Raw genomic sequence first — 15,198 nt, 5'->3', positions numbered from 1 at the left:
GACCAAATGAAACTGTCCAAGACACTGCTCGCCGGTGTTGCCCTTGCCGCCATGGCAATGGCATCCGGTGCCAACGCGGCCGACATGAAGATCGCACTCGTGGTCAAGTCGCTCGGCAACGGCTTCTTCGAGGCCGCCAACAAGGGTGCCGAGGAAGCCGCCAAGGAACTGGGCGGCGTCGAGATCATCTATACGGGCCCGACGACGACCACGGCCGAAGGCCAGATCGAAGTCATCAATTCCCTGATCGCGCAGGGCGTCGATGCCATCGCGATCTCGGCCAACGATCCGGACGCCGTCGTGCCGGCGCTCAAGAAAGCCGCCCAGCGCGGCATCAAGGTCATTTCGTGGGATTCGGGCGTAGCCGCCGAAGGCCGCATCATGCACCTCAACCCGTCGTCCAACGAACTGATCGGCAAGATGTGCCTGCAACTCGCCGCCAACCATCTCGAAGGCGGCAAGGGCGACTTCGCCATTCTCTCGGCCACCACGACCTCGACCAACCAGAACATCTGGATCGAGGAAATGAAGAAGCAGCTCAAGGACTTCCCGGGCCTCAACCTGACCACGACCGTCTACGGCGACGACCTGGCCGACAAGAGCTATCGCGAAGCCAACGGCCTTCTGTCATCCTCGCCGAACGTCAAGGTCATCGTTGCTCCGACCACGGTCGGTGTGCTGGCCGCCTCGCAGGCCGTCAAGGATGCCGGCAAGATCGGCGAAGTCTTCGTGACCGGCCTTGGCCTCCCGTCCGAAATGGCCGGCGCCATCAAGTCGGGTGCGACCAAGGAATTCGCCATCTGGAACCCGATCGACCTCGGCTATTCGGCCACCCAGATCGCCTATCGCCTGGTCAAGGGCGACACCGACGGCGCGCCGGGCTCGGAAATCGAAGCCGGCCGCATGGGCAAGATCAAGGTCGGCGATAACGGCGAAGCGGCCATGGCCGACCCCTTCGTCTACAATTCGTCGAACATCGACGAGTTCTCGAAGATCTTCTGATCTCGCATCCGAGCTTGGGGACCTGGTGCCCCTCACCCTAGCCCTCTCCCCCGCATGCGGGGAGAGGGGACGTGCCCCAATGATAGGATGACGCCGCCTGGTTTCTTCCTTCTCCCCGCCTGCGGGGAGAAGGTGCAGGCAGGCGGATGAGGGGCTCATAGGAACCGAAAAGACAATGACCGTTCAAGCCAGACCTCTCGATACCGCGCCGCTCGCCGCCGACACGCCGATCCTCGAAATGCGCGGCATTTCCCAGATCTTTCCGGGGGTGAAGGCGCTCGATGGCGTGAACATCGCGCTCTATCCGGGCAAGGTGACGGCGCTGATCGGCGAGAACGGTGCCGGCAAGTCGACGCTCGTCAAGATCCTGACCGGCATCTACCGTCCGAACGAGGGCGAGATCCTGATCGACGGCCAGCCGATCGCCTTTGCCAATGCGCAAGGCGCGATCGACGCGGGCGTCACCGCGATCCACCAGGAGACCGTACTGTTCGACGAGCTGACGGTCGGCGAGAACATCTTTCTCGGCCATGCGCCGCGCACGCGGTTCGGCCTGATCGACTGGAAAACCATCAACCAGCGTGCGCGCCAGCTGCTAGCCGAACTGGAAAGCAGCATCGACCCGACCATCCGGCTAAAAGACCTGTCGATCGCCCAGCGCCATCTGGTCGCCATCGCCCGGGCGCTGTCGGTCGAGGCCCGGATCGTCATCATGGACGAGCCGACCGCCGCGCTGTCCCGCAAGGAAATCGATGACCTGTTCCGCATTGTCGAAGGACTGAAAAAGCAGGGCAAGGCGATCCTGTTCATCAGCCACAAGTTCGACGAGGTCTATGAAATCGCCGAAAACTACGCCGTGTTCCGCGACGGCAAGATGGTCGGCTCTGGCGTCCTGAAAACCACCCCACAGGACGAGATCGTCCGGCTGATGGTCGGCCGCGACGTGCATGACGTCTTCCCCAAGGTGCCGGCCCGGATCGGCGGCACGGTGCTTTCGGTCGAGAGCTATTGCCACGACACCGAATTCCGCGACATTTCCTTCGATCTCAAAAAGGGCGAGATCCTCGGCGTCTACGGCCTGATCGGTGCCGGGCGCTCCGAACTCTGCCAGTCGCTGTTCGGCATCACCGCGCCGGCATCCGGCCGGCTGTCGCTAGACGGCCGCGAGATATCGATCCGCACGCCCGCCAACGCCATCGCTGCGGGCATCGTCTACGTGCCGGAAGAGCGCGGGCGTCATGGCCTGGCGCTCGAAATGCCAATCTACCAGAACATGTCGCTGCCATCGCTGGCGCGCATGTCCGTGCGCGGGTTCCTCAAGGCCGTGAACGAATTCGCGCTTGCCCGCAAATATGCCGAGCGGCTCGACCTGCGCGCGGCCGCACTCTCGGTGCCCGTCGGCACGCTGTCGGGCGGCAACCAGCAGAAGGTCGTCATCGGCAAGTGGCTCGCCACCCAGCCTAAGGTCATCATTCTCGACGAGCCGACCAAGGGCATCGACATTGGCTCCAAGGCGGCCGTGCACGGCTTCATCTCCGAACTTGCGGGCGAGGGGCTGTCGATCATCATGATCTCGTCGGAACTGCCGGAAATCCTTGGTATGTCCGACCGCGTGCTGGTGATGCACGAGGGGTTGATGGCCGGGCTCTATGACCGCGACGGACTGACCGCCGAGACGCTGGTGCGCGCCGCCACCGGCAACCGCTAAGGACATTCGACATGCAACGGCTTCTCAAGAACCGCGAAATCCTGCTGGGGCTGATCATTGTCGTGATGATCGCCGGCTTCTCGACGCGGGCGTCGAATTTCGCGACGCCCGGCAATCTGGCGACGATCTTCAACGACACCTCGATCCTGATCATCCTGGCGCTCGGCCAGATGACCGTCATCCTGACCAAGTCGATCGATCTTTCGGTCGCCGCCAACCTTGCCTTTACCGGCATGGCGGTTGCCATGCTGGATGCCGCCTATCCCGGCCTGCCGCTGGCGCTGCTGATCGTGATTGCGATCGGCATCGGCGCGGTACTCGGCGCGATCAATGGCTTTCTCGTCTGGCTCTTGCAGATCCCGCCGATCGTAGTCACGCTCGGCACGCTCACCATCTATCGCGGCATGGCCTTCGTGCTCTCGGGCGGCAGCTGGGTCAATGCGCACCAGATGACGCCGGACTTCCTCGGCCTGCCGCGCATCAGCGTCATGGGCTTGCCGGTCCTGTCCTGGGCGGCGATCGCCATCGTCTTCCTCATCTGGTTCGTGCTCACCCGCACGCCGTTCGGCCGCTCGACCTATGCGGCGGGCGGCAATCCGACGGCAGCGGTCTATGCCGGCATCGATGTCGGCCGCGCCCGTTTCCTCGCCTTCGTGCTGTCGGGCGCGCTCGCCGGTCTGTCGGGCTATCTCTGGGTGTCGCGCTATGCGGTTGCCTATGTCGATATCGCCGCCGGCTTCGAACTCGACAGCGTGGCTGCCAATGTCATCGGTGGCGTATCGATCGCCGGCGGCATCGGCTCGGTGACCGGCACCGTGCTCGGCGCGCTGTTCCTTGGCGTGATCAAGAACGCCTTGCCGGTCATCGGCATCTCGCCCTTTGCCCAGATGGCGATCTCCGGCGTCGTCATCGTGCTCGCCGTCGTCTTCAACGCCCGGGCCGAAGCCAAGAAGGGCCGCATTATTCTGCGCGACCGTGCGGCCAAGGAAAGCCAGGAGGTGACCGCATGAGCGCCGCGACTTCGCAAACCACGACCACCCGGCGGCAGATCCCGGATCGGCTCGGCACGCCGTTCAAGCGGCTGCTGGCCAGCTGGGAAGTGCTTCTGTTCGGCGTGGCGGTGGTGATCTTCATCGCCAATTCGCTGGCCTCGCCCTATTTCCTCGACGCGTGGAACCTGTCGGACGCCACCTTCAACTTCACCGAAAAGGCGATGATCGCCTTTGCCATGGCGCTCCTGATCATTGCCGGCGAGATCGATCTCTCGGTCGCCGCGATCATCGCGCTCGCCTCCACCGCCATGGGCTATGCCGCGCAAATGGGCATCGGCGCGCCGGGGCTGGTGGCGATCGGCATCGGCACCGGTCTCGCCTGCGGCGCCTTCAACGGCATCCTGGTGGCTGGGCTGAAGCTTCCGTCGATCGTCGTGACCATCGGCACGATGAGCCTGTTCCGTGGCATTTCCTATATCGTGCTCGGCGATCAGGCCTATGGCAAATACCCGGCCGATTTCGCCTTCTTCGGCCAGGGCTATGTCTTCTGGGTGTTCTCCTTAGAGTTCGTGTTGTTCCTATTCATGGCCGGGCTGTTCGCCGTGCTGCTGCATGCGACGAATTTCGGCCGGCAGGTCTATGTGATCGGCAACAATCCGCTGGCCGCGCGCTTTTCCGGCATTCCGGTCGAGCGGGTGAAGTTCATCCTCTTCCTGCTCACCGGCCTGATGAGCGGCATTGCCGCCGTCTGCCTCACTTCGCGCCTCGGCTCGACCCGGCCGTCGATCGCGCAAGGGTGGGAGCTGGAAGTCGTGACCATGGTGGTCCTCGGTGGCGTATCGATCCTCGGCGGCGCCGGCACGATCGCCGGCGTGGTGATCGCTGCCTTCGTCATGGGCCTCGTGACCTTCGGCCTTGGCCTCCTCAATGTACCCGGTATCGTCATGTCGATCTTCATCGGCCTCCTTCTGATCGTCACCATCGCTTTGCCGATCCTCGGCCGGCGTATCAGAAATGCAAGGAAGTGAGATGAGCGCGCAGGAGAAATATGCCTTCAAGATGAAGCTCTATCCCGGCATGGAAGCGGAATACAAAAAGCGTCATGAGGAGATCTGGCCAGAGTTGGTCGACCTGCTGCACCGGGCGGGCGTCAGCGACTATACGATTCATCTCGACCGCGAGACCAACGTCTTGTTCGGCGTTCTCACGCGCCCGAAGGACCACACAATGGCAAGCCTGCCGGAACACCCGGTGATGAAGCGCTGGTGGGCGCACATGGCCGACATCATGGAAAGCAATCCGGATAATTCCCCGGTCGCCAAGGATCTCGTTACGGTGTTCCACCTGCCATGAGCGCGTCCAACTATGCCCGCGTGGCCGTGATCGACATCGGCAAGACCAATGCGAAGGTCGTCATTGTCGATGCGCGATCCGGTGCCGAGATCGGGCTCACCAAGATATCCAATAAGGTCCTCACGCAGGCACCCTATCCGCATTTTGACACGGATCTTCTCTGGTCTTTCATTCTGGAAGCCTTGAAGGATTTTGCCAAAGAGCCCGGTTTCGACGCGCTGTCCATCACCACGCATGGTGCAAGTGCGGCTTTGCTCGATGCCGACGGCGCCCTGGCTTTGCCGGTGCTCGACTACGAGTACCTTTATCCAGATGAGGTGAACCGCGCCTATGACGCGATCCGGCCCGATTTCACCGAGACGTTTTCGCCCCGCCTGACGGGTGGCCTCAACCTCGGGGCGCAACTGCATTACCAGAGCGCGTGCTTCCCGCGGCAATTCGCGCGTGTGGCAACAATCATCACCTACCCTCAGTATTGGGCCTATCGGTTGACGGGAATAGCCGCGAACGAGCGTACCTCGCTCGGATGTCACACCGATCTCTGGCTGCCATTCCAAGGGCAATATTCTCCGCTGGTCGATGCCCTGGGGGTTCGACACAGGCTGGCACCGCTACGGTCTGCCTTCGATATATTGGGTCACATTCAGCCTGCCATTGCCGAGCAAATCGGTTTGCAGGGGCCGATCCCGGTCTATTGCGGCATTCATGATTCCAATGCGTCGCTGCTGCCGCACCTGCTTGGTTTCGGCGCGCCCTGTACTGTCGTTTCGACCGGCACATGGGTCGTCTGTTTCGCGGTGGGTGGTACGACCACCAAGCTCGACAAAGGGCGCGACACACTCGTCAACGTCGATGCTTACGGAAAGGCGGTCCCATCGGCTCGCTACATGGGCGGCCGGGAATGGGAAATCATCACCCAGGACACGCCAAGTGTCGGCCGTGACGCGGAGATGGCTGCGGTCAACCATGTCATCGAACGGCAAGAAATGCTCCTGCCGAGCTTCGTATCCGGCACCGGCCCTTATCCCAGCGCGGAAGGCCGCTGGCATTCAGAGCCCTTGGCGGCTGAAGAGCGTCGGGCTGCGGCAGGTCTATACCAGGCCCTGATGACGGCGACTTGTCTTGAAATGATTGGTTCGCGAGGTCCGATTGTCGTCGAGGGGCCTTTTGCGATCAACGAAGTATTCCTGACGGCATTGCACACACTGGCGAAAAGGCCGATCCATGCCTCGCTGGCCGATACGGGAACGGCGTTGGGGGCGAGCCTCCTGGCCGGGACCCGGCCGGCGGTACATCTGCGTCGTGTTTCGGATAAGATTGCGGGTCTGAAGGATTATGCCGAAACGTGGCGTGATGCTGCCAGGTCTTGACGGGAAGCCGGATTGACCATGCGATGTCGATTTGCTCCCCCCGGCTCCCAGCCGGCAGACAGGCTGTTGTCCTTCGGGCTGACGCTGCAGGGCGGCGGTGAGTGAAAGGCTGTGCCGCAGGGCCGTGCGCTTCGGCGGCCATTGGCGGTGAGCGCCCAGATACCGGGTCTCGCTGTCGGCGCCGGATAGCCCCCGTCGATCACTCCACCTGGAGCGGCCACCCAGCATCCTGCATCAGGTGATCCCCATGGGAGACGCTTGAGTATATGCTCCGCCTGACTGTCAACCGAAGCGAGTCGAGCCGTCGCCAGATAGACGAGGTGCCATGCTGAATGATCGCATACGCGAACTCCTGATCGATCAGGCCAGGACGGGGAGACCGATAACCTATAAGGAACTTGCAAGTCGTCTCGGTCTGGTTCCGCCACAGACGATCCATCGAGTGACGCAGGCGCTTGAAACCCTCATGGCGAAGGATGTTGCGGCCGCCCGACCCTTGCTGGCCACACTGTGCGTAAGCAGGTTGAACACGAATATGCCCGCGAGGGGTTTTTTCGAATTGGCCGAGACGCTGGGCGTCTTTTCGGGTGATCCTGAAGGTCCGCAGGCTCGGGCCTTTTATGATCAGGAACTGCAACGGGTATTCACCTTTTACGGCCGATCAGGCGCCAGCGCGGGTGGTGGCACCTTCGCCGTTGATGATGGTTGAATTGGCCGCACATCCGGGTCGGAACATGTACTTAGCCAAACGCACCAAGCTGTTCAGAAAAACGGTCACATCCTCTCCTGGAGATCAGGCCTGGAGACCTTGCGGAAATCCGCCCAAGTGGCCGCAGGTCCGGGCGGCGATCTTGCGTCCCTCTTCCAGGCAAGTGCTCAAATCCAGGCCGGTGAGATAAGCGGAGAGAAAGCCGGCGATGAAACTGTCGCCGGCACCGGTTGTGTCCACGATCTCGATGGGCTCGATCCCTACAGTCACTCGGGAGTTGCCGTTCATGGCCGAGGCGCCCTTTGCGCCGCGGGTGACGACGCCGAGCCGCGCGCCCTCGGCGATCAGGCGGGCCAACATGGTCTCGGCTCTCGCATCATCCTCGCCCGCCGAGCCGAAGGCGACGGCAAGCCCCGCGACACCGAGATTGGCCGGATCGGTATTGACCGTGACGTCCTGGGAGACGCTCACCCCAGCGGCCGCCAGTTCTTTCCGCAATGCCCCGCCGTCGTCAATCCAGCCGAGATGGACATGATCCATGCCCTTCAAGACGGCCAGCTCCTCGGGAGTGGGCCAGTAGCCGGCGCAGACGCCGAAATCCTCGAACGCAAAGACGCGTTCGCCAGAGGGCAGAATGTCGATGTCGGTGAAGGCTGTATGTCCGGGTTTCTGCTGGACGTTTTCAATGCGTACACCGTTTGCAGCCAGTCCATCGATCGTTCGTTGGCCGTTGGCATCTTTTCCGACGGCGCCGAAATAGTGGGATTCGTGGCCCAGAAGCGCGAGCTGGACGGCGACGTTGACCGCATTGCCGCCGACCAGCGACATGCCGGAAGGGCGGAAGCGATCGATGCAGTTGTCGCCGACCGCGGCAAATCTGAGCATGGCCATTCCCCTTCATGCAGCGCGCGGCGGGGTCGCGCAAGAGATGATGTGCGACCCCGCGTCTTCACAGGTCTCAGTAGGCGACGCGCTTGTAATAGCGGCGCGTTGTGAGAGGATGATTGCGCATTACCTCGAGATGGGCGCTGATGCGCTCAAGCACGGTTGCCAGCAGAACAGGGGAAATGAGCGCCCGGACTTCGGCCGAAATGCCCGGGAGATCGAACTCGGCCGTGTCCAGCACCGTCATCTTGTCGGTGTAGCCTGGTGCGAAATTCTCCACCCGTTCGGCGAGCGGGCGCAGCGCGTCCTCGCCCTTGAACAGGATGAGGCTGACATTCTTCTCGATCAGTTCCAACGTCCCATGGAAGAAGTCGGAGGCATGAACGGGGCGGGTGCGAATCCACTGCATCTCCTCCAGGATGCACATTCCGTAATAGAAGGCTTCCGGCCAGACGTTCCCCGCGCCGGTGATGATGTGATAGTCGGCAGCGGCGAGGCGCTTGGCAAAGTCTTCTGCCTTCGGTTCGAAGGCCCGCTTGACCTCGAGCAGCAGTGCGGGAAGACGCTCCAGCTCGGCGGCGATCTCCGCATAGTTGGCGATCTCGCCATGGTGGCGCAGAATGGCAAGCGCGATGAACAGGGACTGCAGATAGAAGGATTCGCAGGAGGTATCGTCTTCGGCAAAGTTGACGAAGGTATGGTCTCCACCCTGGCCGAGCGGCGTCTCGGCATGGCCGACCAGCGTGATCACGCTCGCGCCGATCTCTTTCATCCGTGCGAGCAGTGCCACGCTTTCCTTCGTCGTGCCCGAAAGGGAGGGCATGACCACGATCGACCTCTTCGTCAGGTTGGCCGAGCCGGTGAGGATGAGTTCCGCCGGCATGTCGATGAAGGTGGGGAAGCGTGACCGGCGCTGCAGAAGCTGCGCCGCTGGCTGCATCAGGATCGCCGCGCCGCCCGTTCCGAGGAAGAAGATGTTTTCGGCTCCGGCCGAAAGGCAGTCGCAAATCACGCGGTCGAGACGTTCGCGCAGTGCCACTGCGCCGCCCTGGATCCTCAGGAAACGTTGCTCGTCAAAATTCAGCATGGTCGGTTCTCCAATCCGTGAAGGCAAAAGCTGTCCGGTGCTAGCCAGCAATGTTGTAAGACAACTGACATCTTTGCGAAGTTGCGTCAAGTGAGGTTTCGCGGACTTTGTAAGCGATCCGTGCGGTGTGGTCGCCTATGTAACGCCCTTAGCAGTCGCTTGACCTCCCGTCCTTTGTCAGACAAGAACGGGGCGAGACAGATTGCGAGGCTACCTTGGACGAACCGATCCGTGATTCCCGAACCCTGGTGATCCAGTTGCGCGACCGGATCGCCGAACTCATCCGCCAGGACGGTCTTCGGCCCGGCGACAAGCTGCCGACGGAAGCCCAACTGACCCAGAGGTTCCACATTTCGCGCCCGGCTCTCAGGGAAGCGCTGAAGCTGCTCGAGCAGGACGACATCATCTATGTGGAGCACGGCCGTGGCCGCTTCGTTTCGGCCATGTCGGCAGTCCAGGTGGATCGTCCGATCACCGTCTTCGAAAGCGTCACCGACATGGCCAGGCACTATGGCTACAAGCCGGTGAACAAGGTTCTGTCGATCTGCGAGGAGAACCCGCCCGCGCTGGTGGCGGAAAAGCTCCGGCTGGAGGCCGATGCGCGGGTGATCCGTATCGAGCGGCTGCGGCTGCACGAGGACGAGCCGATCCTCTATTGCATCGACTATGTGCCGCGCGCCATCATCCCGACCAAGCTTTACGACATCGACTGGAGCGGTTCGCTCCTGAACCTTCTCGAGCAATACCGCAATCGCCCGCGCATGTCGGCCGCGACCGTATCCTCCGTCATGCTGCCGGACGAGGCGGTTCACCGGCACGATCTTCGCGATTTCGGGCCGGCCCTGCTGATTGCCGAGACCTGCTTCAACGCGGCCGGCGAGCCGGTGAACTACGCGCTCGACTATCACCGCGGCAGCCATTTCACCTTCAGCCTCGTGCGCAAGTAGCGGTTCAGTGCAGCAGCTGGCTGAGAAAGAGGCTGGCGCGCTCGGTTCGCGGCCGCGCGAAGAACTCGGCGGGCGGTGCCTCCTCGATAATGCTCCCACGATCCATGAAGATCACCCGGTTCGCCACCTCGCGGGCAAAACCCATCTCGTGCGTGACGCAGACCATGGTCATGCCCTCGGTCGCCAGTGACACCATGGTGTCGAGCACTTCCTTGACCATTTCCGGGTCGAGCGCGGATGTCGGCTCATCGAACAGCATGACCTTGGGGTTCATGCACAGGGCCCGCGCGATCGCAACGCGTTGCTGTTGACCGCCCGACAACTGACCCGGATACTTGTCCGCCTGTTCGGGAATCCGCACGCGTTCGAGAAAATGCATGGCGATCCGGCGGGCCTCGGCTTTCGGCATCTTCTTCACCCACATCGGCGCCAGAATGCAGTTCTCGAGGATCGTCAGGTGCGGAAAGAGATTGAACTGCTGGAAAACCATGCCGACGTCGCGGCGGACGAGGTCGGCCTTCTTCTCGTCGCCGTCGAGCTCGACCCCGCCGACGGTGATCCGTCCCTCCTGGTGGGCCTCAAGCCGATTGACGCAGCGGATCAAGGTCGATTTGCCCGAACCGGATGGGCCGCAGATTACCACACGCTCGCCGCGGTCGATGGCCAGATTGATGTCGTTCAAGGCATGAAAGGTGCCGTACCACTTGTGTACGGCTTCAAGCATGATCTCTAGGGGCATTTCCGCCGGTTTGGTCATGGATATCTCCTCAAGCTCATTTGAGAACCAGCCAGCCGGAGACGATGATGACAGCGGCTCCGGCCAGGGTGTGGATTTCGATCGGGGCGGCAAAGAGAAGGGCGCCGTAGAGGCATCCCCAGATGATCTGGCTGTACTGGAAAGGGGCAACCAGCGAGGCTTGCGCGATCCGGAAGGCGCGGATCAACAGAGCGTGGCCGCCGAGAAGCAGCATGCCGCCCGCCGCCATCAGGGCGGCATCTGGCGGTCGCACCGGTGACAGGCCCTGATGGATTAATGTGGCTGTCAGCGCGAGCGGTATCAGGACAACGAACAGCGACGCCATGAGCGCCTCATCGCTCTCCTCGACCCTCGTCTTTCGCAGCAGGATGAGCGACAACGCAAACAGAACAGCCGAACCGAGGGCAGCCGCATGGCCGAGGTTCAGCGGGGCAACTCCCGGCCGAAGGGCGATCGCCACGCCGGCAAACCCGAGGATGACGCCCGCCCACCCAGCCAGCGACAGCCGTTCGCCAAGCAGGAACAGTGACATTACGGCCACCAGGATCGGTGTCAGGAAGGCGAGAAGATAGGCTTCCGACAGCGGCAGGAGCGCGAAGGCGTAGTGAATCAGCAGCGTGTCGCCGGCAAGCAGCAGCGCACGCAGGAAGGCAAGACCCGGCTGGCGGGGGAAAAGCCGACGAATGCCGCCTGTGACAAGGGCGTAGCCGCATAGCAGGACAAAGGCGGCGATGGTCACGAAAAGGGTGACCTGCGGCGCGGGCATGCGTTCGGCGCTCAGCTTGACGAGGGCATCCGTGCCCGAGAACACCGCGAAGGCCGCCAGGATGAGCAGGACGCCGCGCCGGTTGCTCAAGGGAGTGACCGCGTCCCTGCCCGAAGAGGTCTCAGCGGACATTGAAACGTCCGAAGCGTTCCTCGATCCGCGCCTGAAGGAATTCGAGACCGATCGACAGGATCCAGTAGATCATCGAGGCGGTGATCAGCATCTCGATATGGCGAAACTCCGTCTGCCCCTGGGTGCGGGCGAGATACATGATCTCCCAGACGCCGACCACCGAGACGAGCGAGGAATCCTTCAGCATGGCGATGAACTGGTTGCCCGTTGGCGGGATGATGACGCGCATGGCCTGCGGCAGGATCACGAGCCCCATGGTCTGGCTCGGGGTGAGGCCGAGGGCCGTTGCGCCCTCTGTCTGGCCGCGATGGATGCTCTGGATCCCGGCGCGGAAAATCTCCGTCATGTAGGCGCCGTAGCACAAGGACAGGGCAAGGATGCCGGCGGGGATAGCGCTGATCACATAGCCGACCTGGGGCAGACCGAGATAGATGATGTATATCTGCATGAGCAGCGGAAGACCACGGAAGAGCGAGGTATAGAAGGTCGCAAGGCCATAGATCACGCCGTTCCTGGATAGTTTGGCGATGGCGCCGGCGAGCGCGATGGCTGTTGCGATGACGATCGCGATTGCCGAGATGAAGAGCGTCGTCGTCACGCCCTGGCTGATCAGGAAGCCGATCTTCTTGGCGATGAAGGCAAAAGACAGATCGAACGAGTAGAAGAACGCCATCAGCAGCGCGAAGAGCTCCAGCCAGACGGCGATGATCTGGTAGGTTTTCTTCAGAAGGTGCAGGAGCTTCCAATTGATTGCGATGACGATGGCGATCAGCACGGCGGACAGCGCCCGGCCGGCGGCCGGATTTTCGGCGAGAAAATCGGCCATGCCGGGGACGAGCCTGGCCATCCAGGCTGAACTGACCCCCAGGCTGTAGAGCGCGAGCGCCACCAGGGCCAGGATCAGGATGCCGCCGATCCGGCGGGACGCTTCGGGATAGGTGAGTATCAGACGACCGATCATTCTGGCATGTCCTTTCAGGCCGCTCGTTCGCGCCACCAGTCCTGCGCCTGGAGCTTCCAATAGGTGAGTTGTGCGACGGCGAGTCCTGCTGCTCCGCCGGCCCAGGCCAGGCCGAAGGGTGCAAACAGCCGGTAGCGGTCGCTTTCCCCCAGAATCGCCTCGGCAACGATCTTGCCGCCGATGGCCGTGGTGTTGAGGCCGTGGCCGCCAAAGGCCGTGCAGTGCCAGACGCCGGGCTGCATCTCGCCGATCTGGGGCATCAGATGGCGGGCATAGGCCATCAGGCCGGACCAGGCGAGTTCGGTCTTCAACTCCCGCAGTTGCGGATAGGTATTGGTCATTTCCCGGCGCAGTTCTTCCACCATGCCGGCAGTCGAGGCGGCGCGGGTGGTGATACGACCGCCCCAGAGCAGGCGCTTGCCCCCCTCGACGAGGCGGTAATAATCGCCGGCGCGGCGATTGTCGCCGATGCCGTCGCGGGTGTTGATCGCCGAGGCAAGCAGATCCGGAGCCACTTCGCTTACCATCACATAGGTGGCGATCGGGAGGAATGCGCGCTTCAGCCTCGCGTTGAGGACGTCGGTATATCCGCCGGTGGAGAGGACCACTGTTCGCGCTGTCACCGTCCCCGCGCTGGTGCACACCTGCTTGTTGCCGGAGGAAAGATCGGTGGATAGGGCAGGTGAGTTCTCGTAGATCGCTCCGCCCAGCCTTTCGATCTCGGCGGCGATGCCGCGCAGGTAGTTGAGCGGATGGATGTGAAACGCCTTCCGGTCTCGAAGGCCGTGGAAATAGCGCTTTGACTTCAGGTTCTGCCGGACCTTCGCCGTATCGAGATAATCGAGTTCCTGACCGTATTTGCTGCGGGATACTTCGGCATAGGCACGCATGCCGTCTCCATCGTCATAGCGCATGACGCTGGTGATACCGTCCACCGGATCGACGCCCGCAATGCCGAGGCGGGCGATGGTGTCGCGCACGAAATCGACACCTTCGATCGACATCAGGTGAAGTTGGTGCGCTTTAGTCGCCCCGCTGATGCGCGCGATCTGGTCCTCGCCGGTGGAATAGCCGGCGCTGACGAAGCCGCCATTGCGGCCGGACGCACCGAAGCCGACGGACTTTGCCTCAAGCACCACGACCTTCTGCCCGCCGCGGGCGAGCTGGAGTGCCGTGGTCAGGCCCGCGAGACCGCCGCCGATAACGACAGTGTCGCAATCGATCTGGCCCGAAAGCGCGGGACGCTCGAGCCTATCGGCGAGCGTGCGGGAATAGTAGGTATCTGGATAATTCATTGGGGCACCGGGGAGGTTGGGACGCGGGGTTTTTCCCCGCGTCCGTGGGATCAGTTGGCACTGTAGTCCTTGCCGTACCACTTGGTGGTGAGGGTGGCCAAAGTGCCGTCCTTCTTCATATCCTCGATCACGCCGCCGACCTTGGCGGTCCATTCCGGATCGACCTTCTCGGCGATCACGACGAGCGGTTCGCGGAATGCATATTCACTTTCGAGGATGCGCAGCGGATAGCCGTTCTTGATGGCGTTGAGCCCCGTCTGCTCGGGCGCGATCACCGCATCAAGACGAACGCCGTCGCCAAGACGCAGGTCGTCGAAGGGCAGCATGGAATCGGCAAACGTGCGCACCTCACCCTGCTCCAGCTTGTATTCGACCGGCGGCAGGCCCGGCGCGTCAATCTCGAGCTTGCGATTGATGAAGTCCTCGGACGTGGTGGCGGTCTCAACGCCGATGACCTTGCCCTTAAGGTCCTCAACTGACTTGGCGGTGCTGTCCTTGTGCAGGACGTAGACATAAGGGCTGAAGTAATAGATGCCGACGAAGTCGATCACCTGTGCGCGCGCCTTGGTCGGGGTCACCGAACCAACGCCGAGGTCGTAGCGCCCCTGCCAGCGGCCGCCGGTCAGCGTCGCCCAGTCCGGCGTTTCGAAGCTGACCTCGACGCCGAGGCGCCTGGCAATCTCCTTCGACACGTCGATGTCGAAGCCGACCATCTCGTTATTGTCATCGAGATAGCTCTGCGGCGGCCAGCCGCTATTGGTGGCCACGACCATCGCCTTCTTTTCCATGACGCGATCGAGAGTTGCGCCCGCATGCGCGACGGTCGTCATGGCGAGGGCGGCAGCGCCCAGGGCCAGACTGGTGATGAACTTTTTCATGACATTCCTCCTGTGAAGCGGACAGACAGTGATCCCCATATATGTAAGATGTCTGACAACACCAATTGACGACAACAACGGCGCGCTGTCAATCAATCTCGATGCATTGGTCATATGATAATTGGTCATGCACCCATTTTCTTCCGTGATGGATGCGGCTGCCCGCGGGGGCGGGCGTGTCGCCATACGCACGATGTCGAGCATTGCGGGCGCACGTATCGTTCATGGCCAGAGGACTGCATGTCCCCTCCGCCTCGCGGTGAAGGAATGCCGCCAGTCAACCTTGCGCGCGTGTGCCCGGGCTCAACGAAGACCATAAGAGGGCGCGCCGACCCATACCCCGGCGGCTGGCGACA

At 62.3% G+C, this 15,198-nt stretch carries 15 protein-coding genes; 8 read left to right on the top strand and 7 right to left on the bottom strand.

Going from position 1 to position 15,198, the window contains the following annotated elements; all coding sequences use genetic code 11:
- Positions 1-6 precede the first annotated feature (6 nt).
- From rhaS to DYZ14_RS24125, 7 genes are all read left to right on the top strand, one after another.
- Positions 7-1,002, top strand: coding sequence for a rhamnose ABC transporter substrate-binding protein (gene rhaS, locus DYZ14_RS12805; RefSeq protein ID WP_154721037.1), 996 nt, complete (start codon positions 7-9; stop codon positions 1,000-1,002).
- Positions 1,003-1,177: 175 nt separating this feature from the next.
- Entirely contained in the window at positions 1,178-2,710 is a 1,533-nt protein-coding gene (locus tag DYZ14_RS12800) for a sugar ABC transporter ATP-binding protein (RefSeq protein ID WP_154721036.1), read from the top strand.
- A gap of 11 nt (positions 2,711-2,721) precedes the next feature.
- A complete protein-coding gene (locus tag DYZ14_RS12795; protein ID WP_154721035.1) occupies positions 2,722-3,720 on the top strand; it encodes an ABC transporter permease in 999 nt (332 codons plus the stop codon).
- Positions 3,717-4,730: an ABC transporter permease gene (locus DYZ14_RS12790; RefSeq protein WP_154721034.1), complete on the top strand. Its 1,014-nt coding sequence runs from the start codon at positions 3,717-3,719 to the stop codon at positions 4,728-4,730. Before DYZ14_RS12795 ends, DYZ14_RS12790 begins: the two co-directional genes overlap by 4 nt.
- 1 nt (position 4,731) lies before the next feature.
- Positions 4,732-5,055: an L-rhamnose mutarotase gene (rhaM, locus tag DYZ14_RS12785; protein WP_154721033.1), complete on the top strand. Its 324-nt coding sequence runs from the start codon at positions 4,732-4,734 to the stop codon at positions 5,053-5,055.
- Entirely contained in the window at positions 5,052-6,425 is a 1,374-nt protein-coding gene (locus tag DYZ14_RS12780) for an FGGY-family carbohydrate kinase (RefSeq protein WP_154721032.1), read from the top strand. Before rhaM ends, DYZ14_RS12780 begins: the two co-directional genes overlap by 4 nt.
- Positions 6,426-6,750: 325 nt before the next feature.
- Positions 6,751-7,134 (top strand): hypothetical protein, encoded by a 384-nt coding sequence (locus tag DYZ14_RS24125; RefSeq protein WP_195949943.1) that lies wholly within the window; start codon positions 6,751-6,753, stop codon positions 7,132-7,134.
- 84 nt (positions 7,135-7,218) lie between these two features.
- Here DYZ14_RS24125 and DYZ14_RS12770 read toward each other — a convergent pair whose 3' ends face one another.
- Both DYZ14_RS12770 and DYZ14_RS12765 read right to left on the bottom strand, forming a co-directional pair.
- Positions 7,219-8,025 (bottom strand): PfkB family carbohydrate kinase, encoded by an 807-nt coding sequence (locus DYZ14_RS12770; protein WP_154721031.1) that lies wholly within the window; start codon positions 8,023-8,025, stop codon positions 7,219-7,221.
- A gap of 67 nt (positions 8,026-8,092) precedes the next feature.
- Positions 8,093-9,106 carry an SIS domain-containing protein gene (locus DYZ14_RS12765; protein ID WP_154721030.1) on the bottom strand — a complete coding sequence of 338 codons (1,014 nt, stop codon included), beginning with the start codon at positions 9,104-9,106 and terminating at the stop codon, positions 8,093-8,095.
- 215 nt (positions 9,107-9,321) lie between these two features.
- Between DYZ14_RS12765 and DYZ14_RS12760 the strand changes: the two genes are divergently transcribed.
- Positions 9,322-10,053 (top strand): GntR family transcriptional regulator, encoded by a 732-nt coding sequence (locus tag DYZ14_RS12760; protein ID WP_154721029.1) that lies wholly within the window; start codon positions 9,322-9,324, stop codon positions 10,051-10,053.
- A 4-nt stretch (positions 10,054-10,057) separates the two neighbouring features.
- Here the strand turns inward: DYZ14_RS12760 and DYZ14_RS12755 are convergent, their stop codons facing one another.
- The 5 genes from DYZ14_RS12755 to DYZ14_RS12735 are packed head-to-tail and all read right to left on the bottom strand — an operon-like array spanning position 10,058 to position 14,842.
- The gene (locus tag DYZ14_RS12755; RefSeq protein WP_154721028.1) at positions 10,058-10,810 is read right to left on the bottom strand and encodes an amino acid ABC transporter ATP-binding protein; all 753 of its coding nucleotides are present in this window, start codon (positions 10,808-10,810) and stop codon (positions 10,058-10,060) included.
- Positions 10,811-10,826: 16 nt separating this feature from the next.
- Entirely contained in the window at positions 10,827-11,708 is an 882-nt protein-coding gene (locus tag DYZ14_RS12750; RefSeq protein ID WP_154721027.1) for a DMT family transporter, read from the bottom strand.
- Positions 11,698-12,669 (bottom strand): amino acid ABC transporter permease, encoded by a 972-nt coding sequence (locus tag DYZ14_RS12745; protein ID WP_154721026.1) that lies wholly within the window; start codon positions 12,667-12,669, stop codon positions 11,698-11,700. Before DYZ14_RS12745 ends, DYZ14_RS12750 begins: the two co-directional genes overlap by 11 nt.
- 14 nt (positions 12,670-12,683) lie before the next feature.
- The gene (locus DYZ14_RS12740) at positions 12,684-13,964 is read right to left on the bottom strand and encodes an NAD(P)/FAD-dependent oxidoreductase (RefSeq protein WP_154721025.1); all 1,281 of its coding nucleotides are present in this window, start codon (positions 13,962-13,964) and stop codon (positions 12,684-12,686) included.
- A gap of 50 nt (positions 13,965-14,014) precedes the next feature.
- The gene (locus tag DYZ14_RS12735) at positions 14,015-14,842 is read right to left on the bottom strand and encodes a transporter substrate-binding domain-containing protein (RefSeq protein ID WP_154721024.1); all 828 of its coding nucleotides are present in this window, start codon (positions 14,840-14,842) and stop codon (positions 14,015-14,017) included.
- Positions 14,843-15,198: the final 356 nt, after the last annotated feature.

The organism is Ciceribacter sp. T2.26MG-112.2, assembly GCF_900492205.1.
GTDB classification, from domain to species: domain Bacteria; phylum Pseudomonadota; class Alphaproteobacteria; order Rhizobiales; family Rhizobiaceae; genus Allorhizobium; species Allorhizobium naphthalenivorans_A.
This window is presented reverse-complemented; position numbering and strand designations above follow the sequence as displayed.